This is a genomic window from Pseudomonas sp. FA-1 (assembly GCF_056856075.1).
This window is the reverse complement of record NZ_JBWXTH010000001.1, coordinates 745679-771313: the sequence shown is the minus strand read 5'-3', so window position 1 is coordinate 771313 and position 25635 is coordinate 745679. Positions and strand designations below refer to the sequence as shown.

24 protein-coding genes are annotated in these 25635 nt (G+C 64.4%); 14 read left to right on the top strand and 10 right to left on the bottom strand.

The annotated features are described in order from the left end of the window. Positions 1–90: 90 nt before the first annotated feature. Complete coding sequence (locus AC1MHZ_RS03545; RefSeq protein WP_084855220.1) at positions 91–423, bottom strand: DOPA 4,5-dioxygenase family protein; 333 nt, start codon at positions 421–423, stop codon at positions 91–93. Between the two features lie 53 nt (positions 424–476). Between AC1MHZ_RS03545 and AC1MHZ_RS03540 the strand changes: the two genes are divergently transcribed. Then, on the top strand, positions 477–1094 hold the full coding sequence (locus tag AC1MHZ_RS03540) for an NAD(P)-dependent oxidoreductase (protein WP_482966017.1): 618 nt from the start codon (positions 477–479) through the stop codon (positions 1092–1094). Positions 1095–1137: 43 nt separating this feature from the next. Here the strand turns inward: AC1MHZ_RS03540 and AC1MHZ_RS03535 are convergent, their stop codons facing one another. Further along, positions 1138–2037, bottom strand: a complete 900-nt coding sequence (locus AC1MHZ_RS03535) for a choline sulfate utilization transcriptional regulator (RefSeq protein ID WP_084855222.1) — start codon at positions 2035–2037, stop codon at positions 1138–1140. Between the two features lie 109 nt (positions 2038–2146). On the opposite strand from AC1MHZ_RS03535, the gene betC reads away from it, so the two are divergent. The 3 genes from betC to AC1MHZ_RS03520 all read left to right on the top strand — a co-directional run bounded on the left by betC (position 2147) and on the right by AC1MHZ_RS03520 (position 6333). Then, complete coding sequence (betC, locus tag AC1MHZ_RS03530) at positions 2147–3664, top strand: choline-sulfatase (protein WP_084855223.1); 1518 nt, start codon at positions 2147–2149, stop codon at positions 3662–3664. A gap of 14 nt (positions 3665–3678) precedes the next feature. Further along, positions 3679–4605: a choline ABC transporter substrate-binding protein gene (gene choX, locus AC1MHZ_RS03525; RefSeq protein WP_482966016.1), complete on the top strand. Its 927-nt coding sequence runs from the start codon at positions 3679–3681 to the stop codon at positions 4603–4605. Between the two features lie 162 nt (positions 4606–4767). After that, a complete protein-coding gene (locus AC1MHZ_RS03520) occupies positions 4768–6333 on the top strand; it encodes a SulP family inorganic anion transporter (protein WP_482966015.1) in 1566 nt (521 codons plus the stop codon). Positions 6334–6438: 105 nt separating this feature from the next. Here the strand turns inward: AC1MHZ_RS03520 and aroE are convergent, their stop codons facing one another. Both aroE and hemF read right to left on the bottom strand, forming a co-directional pair. Next, positions 6439–7263 (bottom strand): shikimate dehydrogenase, encoded by an 825-nt coding sequence (aroE, locus tag AC1MHZ_RS03515; protein WP_480461586.1) that lies wholly within the window; start codon positions 7261–7263, stop codon positions 6439–6441. 26 nt (positions 7264–7289) lie between these two features. Next, positions 7290–8201 (bottom strand): oxygen-dependent coproporphyrinogen oxidase, encoded by a 912-nt coding sequence (gene hemF / locus AC1MHZ_RS03510; protein ID WP_368828708.1) that lies wholly within the window; start codon positions 8199–8201, stop codon positions 7290–7292. A gap of 136 nt (positions 8202–8337) precedes the next feature. Between hemF and AC1MHZ_RS03505 the strand changes: the two genes are divergently transcribed. Next, positions 8338–9315 carry an NADPH:quinone reductase gene (locus AC1MHZ_RS03505; RefSeq protein WP_324817668.1) on the top strand — a complete coding sequence of 326 codons (978 nt, stop codon included), beginning with the start codon at positions 8338–8340 and terminating at the stop codon, positions 9313–9315. A gap of 228 nt (positions 9316–9543) precedes the next feature. On the opposite strand, the gene tsaC is transcribed toward AC1MHZ_RS03505, so the two are convergent. Next, positions 9544–10101 carry an L-threonylcarbamoyladenylate synthase type 1 TsaC gene (gene tsaC / locus AC1MHZ_RS03500; RefSeq protein WP_084855230.1) on the bottom strand — a complete coding sequence of 186 codons (558 nt, stop codon included), beginning with the start codon at positions 10099–10101 and terminating at the stop codon, positions 9544–9546. Positions 10102–10138: 37 nt separating this feature from the next. After that, positions 10139–11236: a DNA-processing protein DprA gene (dprA, locus tag AC1MHZ_RS03495; RefSeq protein WP_084855231.1), complete on the bottom strand. Its 1098-nt coding sequence runs from the start codon at positions 11234–11236 to the stop codon at positions 10139–10141. Positions 11237–11444: 208 nt separating this feature from the next. Between dprA and def the strand changes: the two genes are divergently transcribed. Genes def through AC1MHZ_RS03470 form a run of 5 tightly spaced genes read left to right on the top strand, consistent with a single transcriptional unit; the run spans position 11445 to position 15966 of the window. Beyond that, the gene (gene def, locus AC1MHZ_RS03490) at positions 11445–11951 is read left to right on the top strand and encodes a peptide deformylase (protein ID WP_016394290.1); all 507 of its coding nucleotides are present in this window, start codon (positions 11445–11447) and stop codon (positions 11949–11951) included. A 59-nt stretch (positions 11952–12010) separates the two neighbouring features. Next, positions 12011–12943 carry a methionyl-tRNA formyltransferase gene (gene fmt / locus AC1MHZ_RS03485; RefSeq protein WP_482966014.1) on the top strand — a complete coding sequence of 311 codons (933 nt, stop codon included), beginning with the start codon at positions 12011–12013 and terminating at the stop codon, positions 12941–12943. After that, complete coding sequence (gene rsmB / locus AC1MHZ_RS03480; protein WP_482966013.1) at positions 12940–14250, top strand: 16S rRNA (cytosine(967)-C(5))-methyltransferase RsmB; 1311 nt, start codon at positions 12940–12942, stop codon at positions 14248–14250. The genes fmt and rsmB overlap by 4 nt, the downstream gene beginning before the upstream one ends. Before the next feature lie 21 nt (positions 14251–14271). Then, the gene (gene trkA / locus AC1MHZ_RS03475; protein WP_482966012.1) at positions 14272–15645 is read left to right on the top strand and encodes a Trk system potassium transporter TrkA; all 1374 of its coding nucleotides are present in this window, start codon (positions 14272–14274) and stop codon (positions 15643–15645) included. 12 nt (positions 15646–15657) lie between these two features. Continuing rightward, the gene (locus AC1MHZ_RS03470; protein ID WP_084855235.1) at positions 15658–15966 is read left to right on the top strand and encodes a tetratricopeptide repeat protein; all 309 of its coding nucleotides are present in this window, start codon (positions 15658–15660) and stop codon (positions 15964–15966) included. A 116-nt stretch (positions 15967–16082) separates the two neighbouring features. Here AC1MHZ_RS03470 and AC1MHZ_RS03465 read toward each other — a convergent pair whose 3' ends face one another. Continuing rightward, the gene (locus AC1MHZ_RS03465) at positions 16083–16970 is read right to left on the bottom strand and encodes a lysophospholipid acyltransferase (protein ID WP_084855236.1); all 888 of its coding nucleotides are present in this window, start codon (positions 16968–16970) and stop codon (positions 16083–16085) included. A 41-nt stretch (positions 16971–17011) separates the two neighbouring features. Then, positions 17012–17563: a DNA-3-methyladenine glycosylase I gene (locus AC1MHZ_RS03460; RefSeq protein WP_482966011.1), complete on the bottom strand. Its 552-nt coding sequence runs from the start codon at positions 17561–17563 to the stop codon at positions 17012–17014. A gap of 87 nt (positions 17564–17650) precedes the next feature. Between AC1MHZ_RS03460 and glyQ the strand changes: the two genes are divergently transcribed. The 4 genes from glyQ to AC1MHZ_RS03440 all read left to right on the top strand — a co-directional run bounded on the left by glyQ (position 17651) and on the right by AC1MHZ_RS03440 (position 22015). Further along, complete coding sequence (gene glyQ / locus AC1MHZ_RS03455; RefSeq protein WP_084855238.1) at positions 17651–18598, top strand: glycine--tRNA ligase subunit alpha; 948 nt, start codon at positions 17651–17653, stop codon at positions 18596–18598. Continuing rightward, the gene (gene glyS / locus AC1MHZ_RS03450) at positions 18595–20649 is read left to right on the top strand and encodes a glycine--tRNA ligase subunit beta (protein WP_084855239.1); all 2055 of its coding nucleotides are present in this window, start codon (positions 18595–18597) and stop codon (positions 20647–20649) included. The genes glyQ and glyS overlap by 4 nt, the downstream gene beginning before the upstream one ends. 3 nt (positions 20650–20652) lie before the next feature. Then, positions 20653–21180, top strand: a complete 528-nt coding sequence (gmhB, locus tag AC1MHZ_RS03445; RefSeq protein ID WP_084855240.1) for a D-glycero-beta-D-manno-heptose 1,7-bisphosphate 7-phosphatase — start codon at positions 20653–20655, stop codon at positions 21178–21180. Between the two features lie 64 nt (positions 21181–21244). After that, on the top strand, positions 21245–22015 hold the full coding sequence (locus AC1MHZ_RS03440; protein ID WP_084855241.1) for a lysophospholipid acyltransferase family protein: 771 nt from the start codon (positions 21245–21247) through the stop codon (positions 22013–22015). Positions 22016–22209: 194 nt separating this feature from the next. Here the strand turns inward: AC1MHZ_RS03440 and AC1MHZ_RS03435 are convergent, their stop codons facing one another. Beyond that, a complete protein-coding gene (locus tag AC1MHZ_RS03435) occupies positions 22210–23832 on the bottom strand; it encodes an MFS transporter (protein WP_084855242.1) in 1623 nt (540 codons plus the stop codon). A gap of 96 nt (positions 23833–23928) precedes the next feature. Next, complete coding sequence (locus AC1MHZ_RS03430; protein ID WP_482966010.1) at positions 23929–25578, bottom strand: GMC family oxidoreductase; 1650 nt, start codon at positions 25576–25578, stop codon at positions 23929–23931. Positions 25579–25635: the final 57 nt, after the last annotated feature.

Here is a 25635-nt window from a genome sequence, read left to right as displayed (position 1 = left end):
TCGATCGCGGCACAAGGCCGCTCCTACAGGCGATCACCGCTTCCTGTAGGAACGGCCTTGCGCAGCGAAAGGGCCCGCAAAGCGGCCCCACTATCCCCCAAAGATCGACAGGTCCAAAGGCCGCACGGCCCCCATCCAGATCGCGTGGTCCCGGTGATCCGCCAGCTCATCCCCCGTCAGCGGATGCAGGAACACCACCAACCCCTTGCGGTACAGCGCCAGCCACGGCAACAACACCCCCACCACTTCCGGCCCGAAGGCCAGCTGGCAGCTCCAGTCCGGGTGCGGTCCGACCGGCTTCTGGTGCATGCGCCCCATGGTCACGGGAAACAACCGGGCCGCTTCTTCGCACAACTGCCGGGCCTGCGCCATGGTCGATGCGTCGTAGTACACGTGGGCATGGTAGCCCTTGATCCGTTGCACGATTACTCCTGAAAGGGGTCAAACGATCACTTGCCAGCAGAGGGAGTGATCTGGTGAAAAATGCCGAAACCCCAGTGTTCAAACTGGTCCTGTTCGGGATCGAAAGCAGCCTGGGCAGTGCCTTGGCTGTGGAGCTGCTGTCGCGCCAGCACGAAGTCACGGCCGTGGTCGACGATCTCAACCGCCATGCCCCACGCCCGGGCCTGCATTTCAAGATAGGTGGGCTGGGCAATACCTACCAGGCCGAGCAGAGCACGGCCGGCGGTTCGGCGGTGATCGCCCTGCTGTCGGCGCTGGCCCCTGGCGACCTGCCGGCCCAGCGGCAGATGACCGAGGCCCTGGTGGCCGGCCTGCAGCGCACGACTATACGCCGGCTGATGCTGGTGGGCGATTTCAACGTACTGGATGAGCCAGCCAGGCACAGCGATGAAGCGCGTGAATGCATGGACCACATCGTCGACCTGCTGCAACGCAGTGCACTGCGCTGGACACTGGTGAATGCACCCGACGAGGTGCCAGGGCTGGGCATCGAGCACTTTCGCAACCTCGACGGAACCCTGGAGCCCGGGCTGGCCGGGCCTTTGCAACGATTGGCGCGGGTTGCGGCGGGGATGGTGGATGCGTTGGAGCTGAACCTGCACCAGGGGGAACACCTTAACTTCGTGCCTTGATCTCATCGCCGGCTTGCCGGTGATAGGCTGCACAGCAGCCCAGTCACGCTCCCCGCTCAGCCTCCAGCCAATCCACGAACCGCTGGATCAACGCCCCGCGCCGCTTGCGTGGCGGCAACACCACGTAATACCCGCGCTCAGAGCGCAGGCTGCCTTCCAGCGGTCGACACAGCAATCCCTGGTCCACCAATCCATCCACCAGATGCCGCCAGCCGATCGCCACCCCTTGCCCGGCAATCGCCGCCTGGATCAACAAGGTGTAGTTGTCGAACCGCAACTGCCCAGGCGGAGGCGGGCTGGTCACGCCCAGGCCACGGAACACCCCCGCCCAATCGAACCAACGGCTGGCCTGCTCGCCACGCAGATGGAGCAGGGGCAATCGTTGCAAAGCCACGGCTGACGTGGGTTTGCCATGAATCAGCTTGGGGCTGCAGACCGGAAAAACCTCCTCATCGAACAACCATCTGCTCTCGCCCTGGTGGAAGCGCCCATCGCCAAACAGCACCGCCACGTCGATATCCGGTCGCAGCATGGCCTGGCTGCGCTCGCCCGTCACCAGGCTCACGTCCACCTGGGGGTAGGCCTGGTGGAACCGAGGCAAGCGCGGCATCAGCCAGAAGGCAGCGAAGGCAAAGTCGGTGGCCACCTGCAATACCTCGCGTTGGGCACGCCCACTGGCCTGCCCGATGCCCTCTTCCATGGCCTGCAAGCCTTGATGGACCTGCTCGAACAGCAACTGGCCGGCGTCGGTCAGCTCGATACCCCGGTAGATCCGGTCGAACAAGCGCGTGCCCAACTGCGCCTCCAGGCGCTTGACCTGCTGGCTCACCGCCGGCTGGGTGGTGCCCAGCTCCAGCGCGGCCGCGGTGAAGCTGCGCTGGCGCGCTGCGGCCTCGAAGACACGCAGCGTGTCCAGGGACAGGTCGGCAAGGTGTTCAAACATAAGCGCAACTAATCCCACTCATTGCCCGCCATGGGCTTTACCCATGTTATCCACGGTCGCATCCTGATTCGCAAGCGGTTCCCATAACCTTCAACGATGGAACGCAACCATGAAGCGACCCAACATCCTGTTCATCATGGCCGACCAGATGGCCGCGCCCTTGCTGCCGATCTACAACCCATCACCGATCAGGATGCCGCACCTGAGCCGCCTGGCCGAACAGGCGGTGGTATTCGATGCCGCCTACTGCAACAGCCCGCTGTGCGCACCGTCGCGCTTCACCCTGGTCAGTGGCCAGTTGCCCAGCCGCATCGGCGCCTACGACAACGCGGCGGACTTCCCAGCCGATGTGCCGACCTACGCCCATTACCTGCGCCGCCTGGGCTATCGCACCGCGCTGTCGGGCAAGATGCACTTCTGCGGCCCCGACCAGTTGCATGGCTATGAAGAGCGGCTGACCAGCGACATCTACCCGGCCGACTACGGCTGGGCGGTGAACTGGGACGCACCCGACCAGCGCCCCAGCTGGTACCACAACATGTCGTCGGTGCTGCAGGCAGGCCCTTGCGTGCGTACCAACCAGCTGGATTTCGACGAGGAGGTGGTGTTCAAGGCCCGCCAGTACCTCTACGACCATGTGCGCGAAGGCGATGGCCGGCCATTCTGCCTGACCGTGTCCATGACCCACCCCCACGACCCCTACACCATTCCCAAGCCCTACTGGGATCTCTACGAAGGCGTGGATATTCCCCTGCCGGGCGAGGTCCTGGCCCAGGATGAACAGGACCCCCACTCGCAACGCCTGCTCAAGGTCTACGACCTATGGGACAAACCGCTGCCCGCGCACAAGATCCGCGACGCTCGCCGTGCCTACTTCGGCGCCTGCAGCTATATCGACGACAACATCGGCAAGCTGCTGCAGACCCTCGAGGAATGCGACCTGGCCGACGACACCCTGATCGTCTTCTCGGGCGACCATGGCGACATGCTTGGCGAGCGCGGGCTCTGGTACAAGATGCACTGGTTCGAGATGTCGGCCCGGGTGCCGCTGCTGGTCCACGCGCCCAAGCGCTTCGCCCCGGCACGGGTGAGCGCGGCCGTGTCCACCTGCGACCTGCTGCCGACCCTGGTGGAACTGGCCGGCGGCGAAGTGGAAAAAGACCTGCACCTCGATGGCCGTTCGCTGCTCGGCCACCTGCAGGGGCAGGGCGGGCACGACGAGGTGATCGGGGAGTACATGGCCGAAGGCACGGTCGGCCCGTTGATGATGATCCGCCGTGGCCCCTACAAGTTTGTGTACAGCGAAGACGACCCCTGTTTACTCTATGACCTGAGCCGCGACCCGCATGAGCGGGAGAACCTCACCGGCAGCCCGGACCACCAGGCGCTGCTGCAGGCATTTGTCGATCAAGCCCGCCAACGCTGGGACATTCCCGCCCTGCGCGAGCAAGTACTGGCCAGCCAACGGCGCCGTCGCCTGGTGGCCGAGGCACTGGCCATCGGCAAGCTGAAGAGCTGGGACCACCAACCATGGGTGGATGCCAGCCAACAGTACATGCGCAACCACATCGATCTCGACGACCTCGAGCGCAAGGCACGTTATCCACAGCCCGCACCCCTGGATTGAGTAGAGAGGCCGCCATGAAGAAGTTCTCCACAACCGTGATCGCCCTGGCCTTGGGCCTGGCCGCCATCACGGCCCACGCCGACAGCGATGCCCAATGCACCACCGTGAAGATGGCCGACCCTGGCTGGAGCGATATCGCCACTACCAACGCCATCGCCCGCCTGCTCCTGGAAGGGCTCGGCTACCGAGTGAAGATCGACAACCTGGCCGTGCCGATCATCTATGGTGGCCTCAAGGATGGCCGGGTGGACGCCTTCCTCGGCAACTGGATGCCCGCCCAGCAAGGCTTCCATGACAAGTTCGTCGCCAGCGGCGATGTCCAGCGCCTGGCCCGCAACCTGCAGGGCACCGAGTTCACCCTGGCAGTGCCTGACTACGTCTGGAACGCCGGTGTAAAGGATTTCGCCGATCTGCAGAAACATGCCGACCAGTTCGACCAGAAGCTCTATGGCATCGGCTCAGGCGCGCCGGCCAACCTGTCACTCAAAGAGATCATCGACAAGAATGAGTTCGGCCTGGGTGACTGGAAGCTGGTGGAGTCCAGCGAACAGGCGATGCTCACCCAGGTGCAGCGGGCCACACAGAAACAACAGTTCATCACCTTCCTCGGTTGGACCCCGCACCCGATGAACGTGAAGCTGAAAATGCATTACCTGACCGGCGGGGAGAAGTGGTTCGGCAGCAAAGGTGACGTGTATACCCTGGTGCGCAACGGTTACCCACAGACCTGCCCGAATGCAGCGAAGCTGCTGGGCAACCTGAGCTTCAGCCTGGACATGGAGAACAGCATCATGGCCGAGGTGGTGGATAGAAAGGTCAGCTTCGACGAAGCGGCCAAGGCCTGGGTGAAGGCACATCCGCACGTGCTGGAGGGTTGGTTGGCTGGGGTCACGACCAAGGCGGGAGGAGACGCTTCCCAAGCTGTGAAGGCCAAACTCTGAGGTTCGTCTGTTAGGCTGTGGGGCCGCTTTGCGGCCCTTTCGCGGCGCAAGACCGCTCCTACAGAAACGTACGATCCCCTGTAGGAGCGGCCTTGTGCCGCGAAACGAGGGCACGGCCCTCGCCTGTGATCTCGAATGTCGACCGGACACCAGGAACCACGCATGCCTCGCATCCTCCACCTGCTGCCCTTCCTCTCCTGGCTCCCCCGCCAATCGGGCCGTAGCCTGCGCCAGGACCTGCTGGTCGGCCTGAGCGGCGCGATCCTCGCCTTGCCACAATCGATCGCCTACGCCCTGATCGCCGGCCTGCCGGCCGAGTACGGCCTATATGCCGCCATCGTCCCGGTACTGGTGGCATGCCTGTGGGGTTCCTCCTGGCACCTGATCTGTGGCCCGACCGCCGCCATCTCCATCGTGCTCTACGCCAGCGTCAGTTCGCTGGCCCTGGCCGGCAGCGACGACTACATCACCCTGGTCCTGCTACTGACCTTCCTCGGTGGAGTGTTCCAGTTGCTGCTGGGCCTGCTGCGCTTCGGCGCACTGGTCAATTTCGTCTCCCACTCGGTGGTACTCGGCTTCACGCTGGGCGCTGCGGTGGTCATTGCCCTGGGCCAATTGCCGAACCTGCTGGGCATGGACCTGCCGAGCCAGGCCACGGCGCTGCGCACCCTGCAGGACCTGCTCGCGCACGCCGGCGAGGTCGACTTGCCGTCACTGGCCCTAGGCCTGGCTACATTGCTGGGCGGGATCGCGCTCAAGCTCTGGCGCCCGCGCTGGCCCAGCCTGTTGATCAGCCTGGTGCTGGTGAGCCTGGTCGCCTGGCTGCTGCCCGGCATCTTCGGCCATGTACAGCGGGTACCGGCGTTCATCGGCCAGCTGCCGCCGCTGAGCCCCTTGCCGCTGCTGGACCTCGAATTGATCCTGCGCCTGCTGCCCAGTGCCGTGGCGGTGGGCATGCTGGGGCTGGTCACCAGCCTGTCGATCGCCCGTTCGTTGTCGGCACGCTCCGAACAACTGATCGACGCCGACCAGGAAATCCGCGCCCAGGGCCTGTCGAACATGGTTGGGGCGTTTTTCTCCGGCTACCTGTCCTCAGGCTCCTTCACCCGCTCGGGGCTGAGCTATGACGCCGGCGCCCGCTCACCACTGGCTGGGGTGTTCTCGGCGCTGTGGGTGGCCCTGTTCGCCGTGGCCGGGGCCGGGCTGATCGCCCATCTGCCCATCCCGGCCATGGCCGGCAGCATCCTGCTGATCTGCTGGGGGCTGGTGGACCATCGGGCCATCCGCTCGCTGTTCAGGGTCAGCCGTTCGGAATTCCTGGTCATGGCGCTGACCGCCGCCGCCACGCTGCTGTTGGAGTTGCAGACAGCAATCTACGCCGGCGTGCTGGCCTCGCTGTTCTTCTACCTGAAACGCACCTCGCGGCCGCGGGTGCAACAGAGCCGGGAAGGGGAGACGGATGTACTGAAGGTAGGCGGCTCGATCTTCTTCGGCGCCGCGCATTACCTGCAGGTGCGCCTGCAACGCTGCCAAGGGCCGAATGTGGTCGTCGATGCGCGGCAAATCAACTTCATCGACTATTCCGGGGTGGACATGCTGCACCGGGAGGCGCGACGGCTGAAGCGCAATGGGGGAAGCCTGACCCTGCACCGTGCCCGACCGCAGGTGATCGAAGAGCTGCAGAAACTGGAAGGAGCAACCTTGTGCCCGATCCGGTTCGAGGAGTGAACCCATCACGGGGCAAACCCACTCTCACCAGTAAAAAAGCGGGGCTCCTTGTGGGAGCGGGCTTGTCCCGCGATTGGGCCGCAAGGCGGCCCCCAGTTATCGCCCTCAGCCCCGTGCCAACTGCCGACGCAGCTCATCCAATACCGGCCCAGTATCAGGCCGTACCCCACGCCAGATGAAGAACGCCTCGGCTGCCTGTTCGGCCAGCATGCCCAACCCATCCAGCACCTTGGCCGCACCCAGCTTGCTCGCCCACTGGCAGAACGGTGTCGGCTCTTTGCCATACATCATGTCGTAGCACACGGTGCGCCCGGCCTCGACCAAGCTCTCGGCAATCGGCGGCAACTCGCCGGCCAGGCTCGCCGACGTGGCGTTGATGATCACATCCACCGGCTCTTGCAACCAGGCAAAGCCACTGGCGACCACCGGCCCCAGCTCATCGAATTCACGCGCCAGTTGTTCGGCCTTCTCCACGGTGCGATTGGCGATTACCAGCGATTGCGGCTTGTGCGCCAGGATCGGCTCCAACACGCCTCGCACGGCGCCACCGGCGCCAAGGATGAGGACACGCTTGCCGGCCAGCTCGACCCCGGCGTTGACCGTCAAGTCGCGCACCAGGCCAGCGCCGTCGGTGTTGTCACCCTGCAGAGTACCGTCGGCGAGCTTGGTCAGGGTGTTGACCGCGCCGGCACGCCGGGCCCGTGGCGTCAGGCTGTCGCACAGGCGGTAGGCCTCTTCCTTGAACGGCACGGTCACGTTGGCACCGCTGCCTTGCTTGAAGAACCCACGGGCGCAATCGCTGAAATCATCCAGCGGCGCCAGCAGAGTGCTGTACTCCAAGGCCTGACCGGTCTGGTCGGCGAACAGACGGTGGATCAATGGCGACTTGCTGTGGCCGATGGGGTTGCCGAATACGACGTACTGGTCCATGGGGGTTCCTCGGGGTGGCACAGGGCTTACTGGCCGAGCCAGTCGCGGTCTTGCAGGAAGTACTCGGTCAGGCGCGCTTCCTCGCTGCCCGGCTCGGGCTTCCAATCGTAGCCCCAACGCACCTGCGGTGGCAGCGACATAAGGATCGACTCGGTGCGGCCGCCCGATTGCAGGCCGAACAGGGTGCCACGGTCGTAGACCAGGTTGAACTCCACGTAGCGCCCGCGGCGGAACTCCTGGAATTCACGCTGCTGGGCAGTGTACGGCGTGTCCTTGCGGCGCTGGACGATGGGCAGGTAGGCCTCGATGTAGGCATCGCCGATCGCACGGATGAAGGCGAAGCAGGTGTCGAAGTCCCACTCGTTCAGGTCGTCGAAGAACAACCCGCCGATGCCACGGGGTTCGCCACGGTGCTTGAGGTGGAAGTAGCGGTCGCACCAGGCCTTGTAGCGTGGATAGACGTCGGCACCGAACGGCGCACAAGCCTGCTCGGCGACACGGTGCCAGTGGATGCAATCTTCTTCGTTGCCGTAGTAAGGGGTCAGGTCGAAGCCGCCACCGAACCACCACACCGGCTCCTCGCCTTCCTTCTCGGCGATGAAGAAACGCACGTTGGCATGGGAGGTCGGCACGTGCGGGTTGTGCGGGTGAATCACCAGCGACACGCCCAGGGCCTCGAAGCCACGGCCCGCCAGCTCCGGGCGGTGGGCACTGGCAGACGGCGGCAGGCCGGCACCAAATACGTGGGAGAAGTTGACGCCGCCTTTCTCGATCACCTTGCCTTCGCCGATCACTCGTGTGCGGCCACCGCCACCGGCTTCGCGCACCCACGCGTCCTCGACGAAGCGGGCGCCGCCGTCTTCCGTTTCGAGGGCAGAGCAGATGCGGTCTTGCAGGTCGAGCAGGTAGGCTTTCACGGCCTCGGTGCGGCTGGTCATCGGGTCACCTGGAAGGAACGGAGGAAAATTCGCCGGCTAGCATACCACCGGCAGCCGCCACGCCGCAGTTGACGGCGATCAAGCAAAGGCGTCCGATAAAAGGCCTTTTCCGATCCCGACGACAACGGAGTGTGAGATGGCCAAGCGTATCCAGTTCAGCCAGCACGGCGGCCCGGAAGTCCTGCAACTGGTCGAGTTCGACCCGGCCCCGCCCGGCCCAGGGCAAGTGCGCGTGCGCAACCACGCGATCGGCCTGAACTTCATCGACACCTACTACCGCAGCGGGCTGTATCCGCCACCCTCACTACCCTCGGGCCTGGGTACCGAAGGCGCCGGCGTGGTCGAAGCGGTCGGGAAAGGCGTCGGCCGGCTCAAGGTCGGGGACCGCGTAGCCTATGCCGGCGGCCCACTGGGGGCCTACAGCGACGTGCACACCCTGCCCGAGGCCAACCTGGTCAAGCTGCCGGAGGCGATCAGCTTCGAACAAGCCGCTGCGGTGATGCTCAAGGGCCTGACCACCCAGTACCTGCTCAAGCAGACCTATGCCGTGCAACCCGGTGATTTCGTCCTGTTCCATGCCGCGGCAGGTGGCGTCGGCTCCCTGGCCTGCCAATGGGCCAAGGCCCTCGGCGCCAGGCTGATCGGTACCGTGAGCTCGGCCGAAAAGGCCCAGCGAGCCAAGGCGCTGGGCGCCTGGGCGACCATCGATTACAGCCATGAAGACGTAGCCAAGCGCGTGTTGGAGCTGACCGACGGCCAGAAGTGCGCAGTGGTCTATGACGGCGTGGGCGCCGACACCTGGCTGACCTCGCTGGATTGCCTGCGTCCACGGGGGCTGATGGTGAGCTTCGGCAATGCGTCGGGTGCAGTGACCGGGGTGAACCTGGGCATTCTTTCGCAGAAGGGTTCGCTGTACGTCACCCGGCCTACGCTGGGGACGTATGCCAACAATGCCGAAAACACCCAGGCCATGGCCGACGATCTGTTCGGCATGATCGCCAGCGGCAAGCTGGTTGTGGATATCCAGCAGCGCTATCCGCTGGGCGAAGCGGCCAAGGCACAGGCGGAGCTGTCAGCGCGGCGCACCGTGGGCTCGACGATTCTACTGCCCTGAACCCCGGGGGCCGCTGCCCGGCCCATCGCGGGACAAGCCCACTCCCACAGGGATTTGCGCCAATCCTGCGGATTGCACAGTACCTGTGGGAGACTCTATGGTGCTGGACAAGCTCAAATTGCCTTCGGTTGGAGCGCAGCTCGCGATGCGCCGCGCGGGCGGCGCGCGATCTCACAGGCAGCGAATCAGCTCCAGCGAATGCTTTAAGCCCTCGCCGGGCCTACCGCGTCAACCCGGCCGAACCACTTCTCCGGTGATCAGGTTGCGAATCACACTCGGGTTCTTCCGCCCGCCCAATGCCCCACCGAGCACCAGGTCCAGCTCGCCATGGAAATATTGCTCCACCCGCAACCGGCTCTTGGCCGCCGGGCGCCCCCCGGGGTTGGCAGAGGTGGAGATCAGCGGCCCGACCAGCGCGCACAGCTCGCGTACCAATGGGTGGTCACTGACGCGCAAGGCCACGGTATCGTGCTGGCCCGTCACCCACTCAGGCAACAAGTCCTGGTGCGGCACCAGCCAGGTGTTCGGGCCAGGCCAGGTGCTGCCCATGCGGTCGATCCAGTCCTCGGGGAAGTCCTCGAACAGGAAATCGAACTGGCGGATATTGTCGGCAATCAGGATCAACCCTTTATCCACAGGCCGCGACTTGAGCGCCAGCAGGCGATACACCGCGTCCTCGTTCCAAGGGTCGCAGCCCAGGCCCCAGACCGCTTCCGTCGGGTAGGCAATGACTGCACCCGCCCGAATTTCACGCGCGGCTTGTTGCACACGCCAACTGCTCACCATTTTATCTCTCCGCATTAACGCCTGCTGCGCAGTGTACTTAGCTGCACCTGGCAAACCAACGCCCGGCTTCGTTGCTGACACGCCCTTCGAGTTCCAGTTGCGTAAGACTGGCCAGCACCTGGGCCAGTGGCAGGCCGCTGCTGCTGGCCAGGCCTTCGCTGGTCTGGGGTGCGGCATGGAGCAAGGCGAGCAGGGGATGGACGGGGTTTTCCACAGGTGCCGGTGGCAGATTCTGCCAGCCGCGCAGGCTTTCGAGGATCTGCTCGAGGCTTTCCACCAGCAAGGCACCCTCGCGGATCAACTGGTGGCAGCCTTTGGCGCCTGGGTGATGGATCGACCCCGGTACCGCATACACCTCGCGGCCTTGCTCGGCCGCCAGCCGGGCTGTGATCAACGAACCGCTGGCCAGGCTCGCCTCCACCACCAGCACGCCCAGCGACATGCCGCTGATGATCCGGTTGCGCCGGGGGAAGTTCGCAGGTTGTGGTGCAGCGTCCAGGGGAAATTCGGAAACCACCGCGCTACCTCGGTCGATCATGGCCTTCGCCAACTCCCGGTGACGCTGTGGATAAAGTTTCTGCAGGCCCGTGCCGAGCACGCCAATGGTGTGCCCACCCGCCTCCAGCGCCGCCCGATGAGCGGCACCGTCTATACCCAGCGCGAGCCCGCTGGTGATGGTGAAACCGGCTTGGGCCAGGCAACGGGAGAAGGCCCTGGCCGTGTCCAGCGCCGACGGTGAAGCACGTCTACTGCCCACCACGGCGAGCTGGGGACGCTCCAGCACGGCAGGGTCTCCGGCCACGAAAAGCAGCGGCGGGGCATCGTCCGTTTCGCCAAGCAAGGCGGGGTATCCAGGTGCGTCCCACATCAGCAAATGCTGGCCTGGCCGCTCTAGCCAGGCGATTGCGGCGCTGGCGCCATCGCGCACCTCGGGGCTGCGCCGGGCCTCGGCACACCTGGCGGGCAGCCCCAGCGCGCGCCAGGCACTGGCCGGTGCGCTCAAGGCCGAAGACGCACTGCCGAAGGCTTCGATCAAGGTCTGGAATCGTCGGGGGCCGATGTCGGGAAGCCGATGCAGGCGCAGACGCGCTTCCAGTTCGGCAGGGGAGCAAGGGGCTTGGAACAGGTCGCACATGGCGGATCATCCTTGATCGACGAGGGGTCATCCCAGGCACACAGCCTGTGGATAACTTTGTGAATAATACTTTGACAAGCTGTCCATGAAATGGCGTTCCAGCCGTCCTTTCACACCCTAGCCGAGCTTTGCCAGGTGCCGAATCCCCCGATTCCCTTTATTATGTGTGCTCAGTTTTCAACCGAACGCACAGTGACTGCCTGACCTTATGGCCATCTTGAACATTCTCGAATTCCCGGACCCGCGCCTGCGCACCATCGCCAAACCGGTGACAGAGTTCGACGACGCCCTGCGCCAGTTGATCGACGACATGTTTGAAACCATGTACGAAGCCCCGGGCATCGGCCTGGCCGCCACCCAGGTCAACGTGCACAAGCAGGTCGTGGTCATGGACCTGAGCGAAGACCGCAGCGAGCCGCGCGTCTTCATCAACCCCTCGGTCGAGGAACTGACCCACGACATGGGCCAGTACCAGGAAGGCTGCCTGTCGGTACCGGGCTTCTACGAGAACGTCGATCGCCCGCTGCGTGTGCGGGTCAAGGCCCAGGACCGCGACGGCAAGCCGTTCGAACTGGAATGCGAAGGCCTGCTGGCCGTATGCGTGCAGCACGAATTCGACCACCTCAACGGCAAGCTCTTCGTGGACTACCTGTCCCAGCTCAAACGCGACCGGATCAAGAAGAAGCTGGAAAAGCAGCACCGCCAGCAAGCCTGATCCCTACCTTCCAGAAGGCTTGCCCCGGCAAGCCTTTTTCTTTTTCAAGCGAGAACTCCATGCGCATCGTCTTCGCAGGCACCCCAGAGTTTGCCGCCGAACACCTCAAAGCCCTGCTCGACAGCCCCTATGAGATCGTGGCCGTCTACACCCAACCCGACCGCCCGGCCGGGCGCGGCCAGAAGCTCATGCCGAGCCCGGTCAAGCAATTGGCGGTGGCCCACGATATCCCGGTGTTCCAGCCGCCGACCCTGCGCAATGCCGAGGCCCAGGCCGAGCTCGCCGCACTCGCGCCAGACTTGATGGTGGTGGTCGCCTATGGCCTGATCCTGCCGCAAGCGGTGCTGGATATCCCGCGCCTGGGCTGCATCAACAGCCACGCCTCCCTGCTGCCGCGTTGGCGCGGTGCGGCGCCGATCCAGCGCGCCGTCGAAGCGGGCGACGCCGAAAGCGGCGTGACCGTGATGCGCATGGAGGCGGGCCTGGACACCGGCCCCATGCTGCTCAAAGTGGTCACACCGATCAACGCCGAAGACACCGGTGGCACCCTGCACGACCGCCTCGCCCAGATGGGCCCGGGCGCAGTGGTGCAGGCCATCGCAGGCCTTGCCGACGGCAGCCTGCAAGGCGAAGTGCAGGACGACGCCCTGGCCACCTACGCACACAAGCTCAACAAGGATGAAGCCTGCATCGACTGGAGCCGTCCGGCGGTCGAGCTGGAACGCCTGGTCCGCGCCTTCAACCCGTGGCCGGTGTGCCACAGCACCCTCGATGGGGAAAGTGTGAAGGTCCTGGCTGCGAACTTGTCCACAGGCAAGGGCGCGCCCGGCGAAATCCTCAGCGCCAGCAAGGACGGCCTGGTCGTCGCATGCGGTGAAGGCGCCCTGAGCCTGACCCGTCTGCAATTGCCCGGCGGCAAGGCCCTGGCCTTCAGCGACCTGTTCAACAGCCGCCGCGAGAAATTCGCAAGCCACAAGGTACTCGGCCAATGAACCCACGCCTGGCCGCCGCCCGCGCCCTGGCCGCCGTGCTCAGCGGCAAGGCCTCGCTGAACAGCTCGTTGCCGGCGCAACTGGACAAGGTCGAGGAACGCGACCGTGGCCTGGTCCAGGACCTGGCCTTCGGCACTGCCCGCTGGCAGCCACGTCTGGAGCTGCTGGCCGCCCAGCTACTGCAAAAGCCCTTCAAGGCAGCCGACGCAGACGTGCAGGCGTTGCTGCTGGTCGGCCTGTACCAGCTGTTCTACACCCGTATTCCGGCCCACGCCGCCATCGGCGAAACCGTTGGTTGCGCCGACAAGCTGAAGAAGCCGTGGGCCAAGGGCCTGCTCAATGCCGTGCTGCGCCGCGCCCAACGTGAAGGCGAGCAGATACTCGCGGGCCTCGAACGTGACCCGGTAGTGCGCACCGCCCACCCGCGCTGGCTGCAGAAGTCGCTCAAAGCCTTCTGGCCTGAGCAGTGGGAGGCCATCTGTGCCGCCAACAACGCCCACCCGCCGATGATCCTGCGGGTCAACCGTCGCCACCACAGCCGCGACGCCTACCTGGCACTGCTGGCTGAGGCGGGCGTTGAAGCCAGCGCCTGCCCGTACAGCCGCGACGGTATCCTGCTGGCTGACGCCTGCGACGTGCGTGGTCTGCCAGGCTTCGCCGAAGGCTGGGTCAGCGTCCAGGACGAGGCCGCGCAGCTGGCCGCCGACCTGATGGAGCTAGCGCCCGGCCAACGCGTGCTCGATGCCTGCTGCGCCCCCGGCGGCAAGACCTGCCACCTGCTGGAAGCCGAGGCGAACCTGGGCGAAGTGGTGGCCATCGACCTGGAGGCCAAGCGCCTGGTGCGGGTACGCGCGAACCTCGACCGCCTGCAACTGAACGCCAAGCTGATCGCCTGCGATGCCCGTGACACCGCCAGCTGGTGGGACGGCAAGCCGTTCCAGCGCATCCTGCTCGACGCGCCGTGCTCGGCCACCGGGGTGATCCGCCGTCACCCGGACATCAAGCTGACCCGCCAGGCCGAGGACATCCCGGCCCTGGCCACGCTGCAAGGCGAGCTGCTCGATGCCCTGTGGCCGACGCTGGAAGTGGGCGGCATGCTGCTGTACGCCACCTGTTCCAGCCTGCCGACCGAGAACACCGAAGTGATCGATGCTTTCCTCGCCCGCACCCCGGGCGCCCGTGAGCTGGACCTGGCCACCGAAGCCGGCCTGCGCCAGCCCCACGGCCGCCAGCTGTTGGCTCAGGAAGGCGGCCACGACGGTTTCTACTATGCCAAGCTGATCAAGATCGCCGCCTCGCGCGGATAAAAACAGGTTAGGAGTGAGCGGATGAAGATCATCATCCTCGGAGCAGGGCAGGTAGGCGGCACGCTGGCGGAACACCTCGCCAGCGAAGCCAACGACATCACCGTGGTCGACACCGATGGCGACCGCCTGCGCGACCTGGGCGACCGCCTGGATATCCGCACCGTGCAAGGCCGCGGCTCGCTGCCCACGGTGCTGCGCCAGGCCGGTGCCGACGATGCCGACATGCTGGTGGCGGTGACCAACAGCGACGAGACCAACATGGTCGCCTGCCAGGTGGCCTACTCGCTGTTCCATACCCCGACCAAGATCGCCCGGGTACGTGAATCGGCCTACCTCACCCGCGAAGAGCTGTTCGACAACGACCACATCCCGGTGGACGTGCTGATCAGCCCCGAGCAGGTGGTAACCAACTACATCAAGCGCCTGATCGAGCACCCAGGCTCGCTGCAGGTGATCGACTTCGCCGAAGGCAAGGCACAGCTGGTGGCGGTCAAGGCCTACTACGGCGGCCCGCTGGTGGGCCAGCAGTTGCGCCAGATCCGCGCCCACATGCCCAACGTCGATACCCGCGTGGCGGCGATCTTTCGCCGCGACCGCCCGATCACGCCACGTGGCGACACGGTGATCGAAGCCGACGACGAAGTCTTCTTCATCGCCGCACGCAAGGACATCCGTGCGGTCATGGGTGAGCTACGGCGCATCGACGAAACCAACAAGCGTGTGGTGATCGCCGGTGGTGGACAGATCGGCGAGCGCCTGGCCGAGGCCATCGAGAGCCGCTACCAGGTCAAGATCATCGAGATGAGCCCGGCCCGCTGCCGCCAGCTCTCCGACACCCTGGAAAGCACCGTGGTGCTGCAGGGCAGCGCCTCGGACAAGGACCTGATGCTCGAGGAGAACATCGCCGACGCCGACATCTTCCTGGCCCTGACCAACGACGACGAGGCCAACATCATGTCCTCGCTGCTGGCCAAGCGCCTGGGTGCGCGCAAGGTGATGACCATCATCAACAACCCGGCCTACGTGGACTTGGTCCAGGGTGGCGACATCGACATCGCCATCAGCCCGCAGTTGGCCACCATCGGCACGCTATTGGCACACGTGCGCCGTGGCGATATCGTCAGCGTGCACTCCTTGCGCCGTGGCGCGGCCGAAGCGATCGAGGCGGTGGCCCACGGTGATGCCAAGTCGAGCAAGGTGATCGGCAAGGCGATCGAGAACATCGCCCTGCCACCAGGTACCACCATCGGCGCGATCATCCGCGACGAAGAGGTGCTGATCGCCCACGACGACACGGTGATCGAAGCGGGCGACCATGTGATCCTGTTCGTTGTGGATAAAAAGCATATCCGTGACGTGGAGAAGCTGTTCCACGTGGGCCTGAGCTTCTTCTAAGGAGAAAGCGACATGCGCGAATCACTGGAAAAGATGCTGGCCAAGGGTGTGGATAACGCCCTGCTGCGCTTCGGCCTGGGCAAGGCCTGGCTCGACGAAGGCAACGGTGCCGAGGCGGCGGTGCACCTGGCGCGCTGTGTGGAACACGACCCCAAGTATTCCGCGGCGTGGAAGCTGCTGGGCAAGGCCTATCAGCTGCAGGGTGACCTGGCGGCGGCGCGCAAGGCCTGGGAGGAGGGGATCGTGGCGGCGCAGGCCCACGGGGACAAGCAGGCCGAGAAAGAGATGGCCGTGTTCCTGAAGAAGTTGGACAAGGCCTGAGATTGCCGGGGCTGCGTTGCAGCCCTTTCGCGGCACAAGGCCGCTCTACAGGGGCCCGCGGTTTGCTGTAGGAGCGGCCTTGTGCCGCGAAAGGGGCGCACAGCGCCCCCAAACTCTCAATACCAGCGCGCTTCGCCCGCAGGGCGCTTCTTGAAGCGCTTCATGCTCCACATGTACTGGCTCGGGTACTCGCGCACATAACGCTCCACCACCTTGCTCATGGCCGCCGCCGACACGGTCACATCCTCGCTGTACATCTCCTCGGGCGCCGCCTCCAGGAACACCTTGAAACCCGACCCGTCCGGCAGGCGCAGGGCATGCAGGAACACGCCGACAGCCTTGCCGCCGGCAAGCATGTTCGGCACGAACTTGCTGGTCAGCGCCTGGGTGCCGAGGAACGGCACGAACACGCCCGCCGACTCGGCCGGCTCCGGGTCGGCCGGGATCCCCACCTGGCCGCCACGACGCACTTCCTTGATCACGCTGAGGATGCCTTCCTTGGTCGAAGGCGCCACGCGGTTGCCCATCTGCACCCGCTGCTCGCGCAGCAGGTCATCCACAGCCTTGAGCTTGGGCGGGCGGTAGAAGATGATCGGCTTGCACTGGCTGCAATAGAAGTGGTTCAGCACTTCCCAGTTACCCAGGTGGCTGGTGATCCCCACCACGCCCTTGCCCGAGGCCAGGGCCTGTTCCAGCACCTCCAGACCATGCACTTCCTTGACCAGATCCAGCGAACGCTGCGGCGGCCAGATCCAGGCGCAGGCGCTTTCCACGAAGGACTTGCCGATGTCCATCAGCGCACGGCCCACGAGCTTTTCACGCTCGGCAGCGTCCATCTCCGGGAAGCACTTGGCCAGGTTGATGCGCACCACGTTGCGCGAACCGTTGGGGACCTTCCACATGAGCCAGCCGATCCCCGCGCCGACGCGCTGCACAGCACCCCAAGGCAGCTTGGCGAACAGTCGCAGCACCCCGACCATCAGGGCGCCTTTGAATTTTTCCACAGGCCGATTCCTTATTTCTGCAAGGCGGGCATTGTAACGCTTCAGCGCACCAGAGCGGCGTAGCGATCGCAGTCGGTGGTGTGGTCCATGACCATGCCGGTGGCCTGCATGAAAGCGTAGCAGATGGTGGGGCCCACGAAGGTGAAGCCGGCCTTCTGCAAGGCCTTGCTCATGGCCTTGGCCTCGTCGGTGACCGCCGGCACTTCGCTGCGGCTGGTGAAGTGGTTGACCTTCGGCTCACCGCCCACGAACGACCACAGCCACTGGCTGGGGTTATCCACAGCCAGCCAGGCCTGGGCATTGCGCCGGGCGGCCTTGAGCTTGAGGCGGTTGCGGATGATGCCGGCATCGAGCATCAGCTCCTCGATCCGTTCGTCGCTCATCCGGGCCAGTTGCACCGGGTCGAAGCCGTGCAACACCTGGCGGTAGCGCTCGCGCTTCTTCAATACGGTGATCCATGAGAGCCCGGCCTGGAACCCTTCGAGCAAAAGCACCTCGAAGAGCAACGCCGGGTCTCGCTGCGGCGTTCCCCACTCCTGGTCATGATAGGCCTGGTACAACGGATCGTCGGTACACCAGAAGCAGCGTGGCATAAGGCTCCATTCCATGAGTAGAGGGCGAGGCGAATCAGGTTATACTCCCGCTCTTTACATCCGCATCCCCAGATACAGGTGAATTTCGTGAGCCAGCCTACGCCAGCCGTGCGTACCTTCCAAGACCTGATCCTCGCCCTGCAGCAGTACTGGGCCGAGCAAGGTTGTGTGGTGCTTCAGCCCTACGATATGGAAGTAGGCGCCGGCACTTTCCACACCGCCACTTTCCTGCGTGCCGTCGGCCCGGAAACCTGGAACGCTGCCTATGTGCAGCCCAGCCGTCGCCCAACCGACGGGCGGTATGGCGAAAACCCCAACCGCCTGCAGCACTACTACCAGTTCCAGGTGGTGCTCAAGCCGAACCCGGCCAATTTCCAGGAGCTGTACCTCGGCTCGCTGAAGGCGATCGGCCTGGACCCGCTGGTCCATGACATCCGCTTCGTCGAAGACAACTGGGAATCGCCGACCCTCGGCGCCTGGGGCCTGGGTTGGGAAATCTGGCTCAATGGCATGGAAGTGACCCAGTTCACCTACTTCCAGCAGGTCGGCGGCATCGAGTGCTTCCCGGTCACCGGCGAAATCACCTATGGCCTCGAGCGCCTGGCCATGTACATCCAAGGCGTGGACTCGGTCTATGACCTGGTCTGGGCCGACGGCCCGTTCGGCAAGGTCACCTATGGCGACGTGTTCCACCAGAACGAAGTGGAGCAGTCGACCTACAACTTCGAACACGCCAACGTCGAGAAGCTGTTCGAACTGTTCGATTTCTACGAAAGCGAAGCCAACCGCCTGATCAAGCTGGAGCTGCCGCTGCCGACCTACGAAATGGTCCTGAAGGCATCGCACACCTTCAACCTGCTCGACGCCCGCCGCGCCATCTCGGTGACCGAGCGTCAGCGCTACATCCTGCGCGTGCGTACCCTGGCCCGGGACGTGGCGCAAAGCTACCTGCAAGCCCGCGCACGCCTGGGCTTCCCGATGGCTACCCCTGAACTGCGTGACGAAGTGTTGGCTAAGCTGGAGGCTGCACAATGAGTGCTCAAGATTTCCTGGTTGAACTGGGCACCGAAGAGCTGCCACCCAAGGCCCTCGCCAGCCTCGGCGACGCCTTCCTGGCCGGCATCGAGAAAGGCCTGCAGGCCGCTGGCCTGAACTACACCGGCAAGCAGGTGTATGCCGCTCCCCGCCGCCTGGCCGTGCTGATCCGCCAGCTGGACGTGCAGCAGCCCGATCGCAGCATCAACATCGACGGCCCACCCCGCCAGGCGGCCTTCGACGCCGAAGGCAACCCGACCCAGGCCGCCCTGGGCTTCGCCAAGAAGTGCGGCGTGGAGCTGGCCGAGATCGACCAGAGCGGCGCCAAGCTGCGCTTCTCCCAGCACATCCCAGGCAAGGCCACCGCCAGCCTGCTGCCGACCATCGTCGAAGACTCGCTCAACGACCTGCCGATCCCCAAGCGCATGCACTGGGGCGCCAGCCGTGAAGAGTTCGTGCGCCCGACCCAGTGGCTGGTGATGCTGCTCGGCGACCAGGTCGTCGACTGCACCATCCTGGCCCAGCAGGCCGGTCGCGAATCCCGCGGCCACCGTTTCCACCACCCGGAAAACGTGCTCATCACCACCCCGGCCAACTACGTCGAAGACCTGCGCAAGGCCTACGTCCTGGCTGACTTCGCCGAGCGTCGCGAGCTGATCGCCAAGCGCACCGCGGAACTGGCCATGCAACAGGAAGGCTCGGCCATCGTGCCGCCTGCACTGCTGGATGAAGTGACTGCCCTGGTCGAATGGCCGGTGCCGTTGGTGTGCTCGTTCGAGGAACGTTTCCTGGAGGTACCGCAGGAAGCCCTGATCACCACCATGCAGGACAACCAGAAATACTTCTGCCTGCTGGACAGCGAAGGCAAGCTGCTGCCGCGCTTCATTACCGTGGCCAACGTCGAGAGCCGCGACCCGAAGCAGATCGTGCAGGGCAACGAGAAGGTCGTGCGCCCACGCCTGACAGACGCCGAGTTCTTCTTCAAGCAAGACAAGAAGCAACCGCTGGAAACCTTCAACGAGCGCTTGAAGAACGTGGTGTTCCAGGCCCAGCTGGGTACTGTCTACGACAAGGCCGAGCGGGTTTCCAAGCTGGCTGCGTTCATCGCCCCGCTGATCGGCGGCGACGCCCAGCGCGCCGGTCGTGCCGGCCTGCTGTCCAAGTGCGACCTGGCCACCGAGATGGTCGGCGAGTTCCCTGAGATGCAGGGTGTGGCCGGCTACTACTACGCACTCAACGATGGCGAGCCCGAAGACGTCGCCCTGGCGCTGAACGAGCAGTACATGCCGCGCGGTGCTGGCGCCGAGCTGCCGCAGACCCTGACCGGTGCTGCCGTGGCCATCGCCGACAAGCTCGACACCCTGGTCGGCATCTTCGGCATCGGCATGCTGCCCACCGGCAGCAAGGACCCGTACGCGTTGCGTCGCGCCGCCCTGGGCGTGCTGCGCATCCTGATCGAGAAGCAGCTGGACCTGGACCTGACCACTGCAGTCGAGTTCGCGGTCAAGCAGTACGGCAGCAAGGTCAAGGCCGCGGGCCTGTCCGAGCAGGTACTGGAGTTCGTCTTCGACCGCCTGCGCGCGCGCTACGAGGATGAAGGCATCGACGTCGCCACCTACCTGTCGGTACGTGCCCTGAAACCGGGCTCGGCCCTGGACTTCGACCAGCGCGTACAGGCCGTGCAGGCCTTCCGCAAGCTGCCGGAAGCCGAGGCCCTGGCGGCGGTGAACAAGCGCGTGTCGAACCTGCTGAGCAAGGCCGAAGGCGCGATCGCCGAGCAGGTCGAGCCGAAGTACTTCGACAACGCCAACGAGTTCTCGCTGTATTCGGCCATCCAGCAGGCCGACCAGGCCGTGCAGCCGATGGCCGCCGCGCGCCAGTACAGCGAGTCGCTGGCCCGCCTGGCTGCCCTGCGTGACCCGGTCGACGCCTTCTTCGAGGCGGTGATGGTCAACGCCGAGGATGCCAAGGTACGCGCCAACCGTTATGCCCTGCTCAGCCGCCTGCGCGGCCTGTTCCTGGGCGTGGCCGACATTTCGCTGCTGGGGTAAGCCTTGAAACTGCTGATTCTTGATCGGGACGGCGTGATCAACTACGACTCGGACGCCTATATCAAGTCGCTGGAGGAGTGGGTGCCCATTCCCGGCTCGATCGAGGCCATCGCGCAGTTGAGCAAGGCGGGCTGGACGGTGGCCGTGGCCACCAACCAGTCCGGCATTGCCCGCGGCTACTACCCGCTGGCAACCCTCGAGGCCATGCACGCGCGCCTGCGCGCGCTGGTGGCCGAGCAGGGCGGCGAGGTGGGTTACATCGTGCATTGCCCGCACGGGCCGGATGACGGTTGCGATTGCCGCAAGCCCAAGCCTGGCATGCTGCGGGCGATCGCCGAGCATTACCAGGTGGCCCTGGCCGGCGTGTGGTTTGTCGGCGATAGTAAAGGTGACCTGGAGGCCGCCCTGGCCGTCGATGCACAACCTGTGCTGGTGAAGACCGGCAAAGGTGAGCGAACGCTGGAGAAAGGCGTTCCTCAAGGTACTTTGATTTTCGACGATCTGGCAGCCATCGCCAGAGCCCTAATTTAAGCAGTGCGCCCACCGTGGCGCACTTTTCCTTAGGCGGGCACGCCCCGCAACGGTACATGCCACTATGTCGATCCTGCAGGCGATCAGAATCTTTCTTTTTTACCTGCTGTTGGGCACCAGTTCGCTGCTGTGGTGCTCGCTGAGCTTCTTCGTCGCGCCGTTCCTGCCGTTCCACAAGCGCTATCGGTTCATCAACGTGTACTGGTGCCGCTGCGCCGTGTTCCTGGCGCGAGTGATTCTGGGGATTCGCTACAAGGTCACCGGGGCCGAAAACGTGCCCAAGGAACCCTGCGTGATCCTGTCGAACCATCAGAGCACCTGGGAAACATTCTTCCTGTCGGCCTACTTCTCGCCATTGAGCCAGGTGCTCAAGCGCGAGCTGCTGTACGTGCCGTTCTTCGGTTGGGCCATGGCCATGCTGCGGCCCATCGCCATCGACCGGAAGAACCCCAAGGAAGCCCTGCGCCAAGTCGCCAGCAAGGGCGACGAGCTGCTCAAGCAGGGCGTGTGGGTGCTGATCTTCCCGGAAGGCACCCGCGTACCCCATGGCCAGGTCGGCAAGTTCTCTCGCGGCGGCACCGCACTGGCGGTGAATGCGGGCTTGCCGGTATTGCCGATTGCCCATAACGCCGGCAAGTTCTGGCCACGGGAAGGCTGGGGCAAGCGTCCAGGCACCATCGAGGTGGTGATCGGCGAGCCGATGTACCCGGTCGGTACCGGCCCACGTGCCATCGCCGAGCTCAACGACCGCGCCCAGGCCTGGAACGAAGCAGCCCAGCGGGCCATGGGTTCGCTGCCACCGGTGGCAGAAAATCCTGCACAGCAGAGCGCCTGACGATCTGTGGATAACGTGTGAGCAAGTTTTGGATCAATACCTTGAAAAGTGAGCTAAGTAATTGATTTAGCTGTTTATTTCTTTGTATGACCTTTTTCTGAAAATCGTGCATAAGTTTTTTCGCGGCATAAAAAAACCGGCTTTTACGCCGGTTTTTTTGTACCTGGGATTCAAGCGCCCACACGCGTCAGCTTTCAAACCTTGTCGATATCCACATCCTTGGTCTCCTTCAGGCAGAAGATCCCCACCACCAGGCTCACTCCGGTGATCAAAACTGGATACCACAGCCCATAGAAGATATCCCCGGTATACACCACCAGTGCGAACGACACGGTAGGCAGGAAGCCGCCGAACCAGCCATTGCCGATGTGATACGGCAGCGACATGGAGGTGTAGCGGATGCGGGTCGGGAACAGCTCGACCATCACCGCCGCCAAAGGCCCGTAGGTCATCGTGGCGATAAGGATCATGGCGACGATCAGCACCACCACCATCACTTGGTTGACGCTCGCCGGGTCCGCCTTGGCCGGGTACCCTGCTTCTTCGATGGCCATGCGCATGGCCGCTTCGTCGAAACCATCGATGTGCTGCTCGCCGATACTCACCACCACCGGGTCGCCCGCAGGAGCATCCACCGAGCTGTAGGGCAGGCCCTGCTTGACCAGGAATGTCTTGACCTTGTCGCAGGGGCTGTCGAAGCGTGCCTTGCCGACCGGGTCGAACTGGAAGGTGCAGCCTTGCGGGTCAGCTGTCACGACGATCGGAGCCTGCTGGCTGGCCGCAGCGATCTGCGGGTTGGCGTAATGGCTCAGGGCCTTGAACATCGGGAAATACAGTACGGTGGCCAGCAGCAGGCCGATCATCAGGATCGGCTTGCGGCCCACCCGGTCGGACAACCAACCGAAGAACACGAAGAACGGCGCGCCGATCACCACGCTGATGATCAACAGCGTGTTCGCCTGGGCCGGGTCCATCTTGAGCATCTGGGTCAGGAAGAACAGCACGTAGAACTGCGCGGTATAGAAGGTCACGGCCTGGCCGGCATTGATGCTGAACAGGGCGGTGAGCACCACCTTGAGGTTGGGCCAGGAGGTGAAGGACTCGCGAATCGGCGACTTGCTGACCTTACCCTGGGCCTTCATTTTCACGAAGGCTGGTGACTCTTCCATGCTCATGCGGATCCAGGTGGAGATGGCCAGCAGGACGATCGACAGCAGGAACGGCAAGCGCCAGCCCCAGGTCTCGAACTGGTCGCCACTGACATAGCGGCTGCCCAGCACGACCACCAACGAAAGCAGCAAGCCAAGGGTGGCGGTGGACTGAATGAAACCGGTATGGAAACCCCGCTTGCCGGGCGGGGCGTGCTCGGCCACATAGGTCGCCGCGCCACCGTATTCGCCTCCCAGGGCCAGGCCTTGGAGCATGCGCAGCAGCACCAGGATGATCGGCGCGGCGATGCCGATGCTGGCGTAGGTCGGCAGCAAACCCACGGCGAAGGTAGAAAGCCCCATCAACACGATGGTCACCAGGAAGGTGTACTTGCGCCCGATCATGTCACCCAGCCGACCGAACACCAGCGCACCGAATGGCCGCACCAAAAAGCCTGCGGCGAATGCCATCAAGGCGAAGATGAACGCCGTGGTGTCGTTCACTCCAGCAAAGAACTGCTTGCTGATGACCGCAGCCAGGGCGCCATAGAGAAAAAAGTCATACCACTCGAACACCGTCCCGAGGGATGACGCGAAAATGATCTTGCGTTCCTCACGTCGGCTGACCGTGCTGGCTGCCGTGCCTTGCTCTTGGATGTAATCCGACATCGTTGCTGTCCTCGGCCCGCAGGCCACAGTGATTATTGTTGTTTTCCACTGTCGGCGGCTTCTGACCGCGAGCCGCCGGTGTTGCACGCACCCGGGTCAGGGCGTCGGTATCGCGTTCAGGTCGTTGAGGTTGGTCTGTGTGGGGCTCCCGTTTCGGATCAGTTGCGCCGCCTTCTCGGCGATCATCAGTGTGGGTGAACAGGTATTGCCCGAGACGATCTGCGGCATGATCGAGGCGTCGGCTATGCGCAAGCCCGGGATTCCATGGACGCGCAGCTGGTTATCCACAACGTCCAGCGGGCCTGAGCCCATGCGGCAGGTGCCGACCGGGTGGAAGATGGTGGTGCCGATCCTGCCGGCGGCCTCGTGCAATTGCGCCTCGGTCTGCAGGGCAGGACCTGGCAGGTATTCACGAGGGTCGAACGCCGCCAGGGCAGGGGCCTGTACGATACGCCGCGTGAGGCGGATGGCATCGGCGGCCACACGCAGGTCCTCGGGGTCGCTCAGGTAGTTGGGGTCGATCAGGGGCGCGGCGAGCATGTCGGCAGAGCGGATGTCCACACGGCCACGGCTCGCGGGGCGTAGATTGCACACTGACGCGGTAAACGCGGCAAAACGATGCAACGGCTCGCCGAAGCGCTCCAGCGACAGGGGCTGGACGTGATACTGCAGGTTGGCGGTGGTCTGCTCCGGCCCGGAGCGAACGAACGCACCCAGCTGGCTTGGCGCCATGGCCAACGGGCCACTGCGGTCATAGAGATAGCGCAGGCCCATCTCCATCTTGCCCCACAGGCTGTTGGCCATCTGGTTGAGCGTACGGGTGTTGCGCACCTGGTAGATCAGGCGCAATTGCAGGTGATCCTGCAGGTTGCCACCCACACCGGGCAGCTCATGACGCACGCCGATTCCAAGACCCTCGAGCAGCTTGCGCGGGCCGATGCCTGAACGCTGGAGAATCCCGGGCGAACCCACGGAGCCTGCGCAAAGAATGATCTCCCGCTGCGCCTTGAACGCATGCCAGGCGCCTTGCCAGTGCGCCTTCACGGCCTTGGCGCGGGTGTTGTCCAGGATCACCTGGTCGACCTGCACGCCGGTGAGCACCGTCAGGTTGGGGCGCGCCTGCACTGGCCGCAGGAAGGCCTTGGAAGCATTCCAACGCACGCCACTGCGCTGGTTGACCTGGAAATATCCACAGCCAGCATTGTCACCGGTGTTGAAGTCCGTCACCTTGGCAATGCCGCTCTGCTCGGCGGCGTCGCGGAAGGCATCCAGGATCGGCCAGCTGTAGCGTTGCTGCTCGACCCGCCATTCCCCCTCGCCACCATGGCTGTCGCTGGCGCCGGCGAAATGGCGCTCGCTGGCCTTGAACAATGGCAGTACGTCCTTCCACGCCCAGCCATCGTTGCCTTGCTCGGCCCAGCGGTCGTAGTCGGCGGCCTGGCCGCGCATGTAGATCATGCCGTTGATCGAAGAGCAGCCGCCCAGCACCTTGCCCCGCGGGTAGCCCAGGCTGCGCCCGCCCAGGCCTGGCTGCGCCTCGGTGTTGAAGCACCAGTCGGTACGTGGGTTGCCGATGCAGCGCAGGTAGCCGACGGGAATGTGAATCCAAGGGTAATTGTCAGACCCACCCGCTTCGAGCAGCAGGACGCGACAGGAGGGGTCGGCAGACAAGCGGTTGGCCAGCAGGCAGCCGGCGGGGCCGGCACCGACGACCACATAGTCGAAGACAGAATCGGCTGATGGCATGTGAAACCTCGCGCCTGATTTTTAATCTTGTCGAGGACCATCTTATTGATTAATTTC

Excerpts from the sequence above, each read along its gene's own strand:
- AC1MHZ_RS03535 (WP_084855222.1), bottom strand. The coding sequence starts at position 2,037 with ATGTTTGAACACCTTGCCGACCTGTCCCTGGACACGCTGCGTGTCTTC.
- tsaC (WP_084855230.1), bottom strand. The coding sequence starts at position 10,101 with ATGGTGAGCAGTTGGCGTGTGCAACAAGCCGCGCGTGAAATTCGGGCG.
- trkA (WP_482966012.1), top strand. The coding sequence starts at position 14,272 with ATGAAGATCATCATCCTCGGAGCAGGGCAGGTAGGCGGCACGCTGGCG.
- dprA (WP_084855231.1), bottom strand. The coding sequence starts at position 11,236 with ATGTGCGACCTGTTCCAAGCCCCTTGCTCCCCTGCCGAACTGGAAGCG.
- fmt (WP_482966014.1), top strand. The coding sequence starts at position 12,011 with ATGCGCATCGTCTTCGCAGGCACCCCAGAGTTTGCCGCCGAACACCTC.
- AC1MHZ_RS03505 (WP_324817668.1), top strand. The coding sequence starts at position 8,338 with ATGGCCAAGCGTATCCAGTTCAGCCAGCACGGCGGCCCGGAAGTCCTG.
- hemF (WP_368828708.1), bottom strand. The coding sequence starts at position 8,201 with ATGACCAGCCGCACCGAGGCCGTGAAAGCCTACCTGCTCGACCTGCAA.
- AC1MHZ_RS03470 (WP_084855235.1), top strand. The coding sequence starts at position 15,658 with ATGCGCGAATCACTGGAAAAGATGCTGGCCAAGGGTGTGGATAACGCC.
- AC1MHZ_RS03440 (WP_084855241.1), top strand. The coding sequence starts at position 21,245 with ATGTCGATCCTGCAGGCGATCAGAATCTTTCTTTTTTACCTGCTGTTG.
- choX (WP_482966016.1), top strand. The coding sequence starts at position 3,679 with ATGAAGAAGTTCTCCACAACCGTGATCGCCCTGGCCTTGGGCCTGGCC.
- def (WP_016394290.1), top strand. The coding sequence starts at position 11,445 with ATGGCCATCTTGAACATTCTCGAATTCCCGGACCCGCGCCTGCGCACC.
- rsmB (WP_482966013.1), top strand. The coding sequence starts at position 12,940 with ATGAACCCACGCCTGGCCGCCGCCCGCGCCCTGGCCGCCGTGCTCAGC.
- betC (WP_084855223.1), top strand. The coding sequence starts at position 2,147 with ATGAAGCGACCCAACATCCTGTTCATCATGGCCGACCAGATGGCCGCG.
- AC1MHZ_RS03435 (WP_084855242.1), bottom strand. The coding sequence starts at position 23,832 with ATGTCGGATTACATCCAAGAGCAAGGCACGGCAGCCAGCACGGTCAGC.
- glyS (WP_084855239.1), top strand. The coding sequence starts at position 18,595 with ATGAGTGCTCAAGATTTCCTGGTTGAACTGGGCACCGAAGAGCTGCCA.
- AC1MHZ_RS03460 (WP_482966011.1), bottom strand. The coding sequence starts at position 17,563 with ATGCCACGCTGCTTCTGGTGTACCGACGATCCGTTGTACCAGGCCTAT.
- aroE (WP_480461586.1), bottom strand. The coding sequence starts at position 7,263 with ATGGACCAGTACGTCGTATTCGGCAACCCCATCGGCCACAGCAAGTCG.
- AC1MHZ_RS03520 (WP_482966015.1), top strand. The coding sequence starts at position 4,768 with ATGCCTCGCATCCTCCACCTGCTGCCCTTCCTCTCCTGGCTCCCCCGC.
- AC1MHZ_RS03430 (WP_482966010.1), bottom strand. The coding sequence starts at position 25,578 with ATGCCATCAGCCGATTCTGTCTTCGACTATGTGGTCGTCGGTGCCGGC.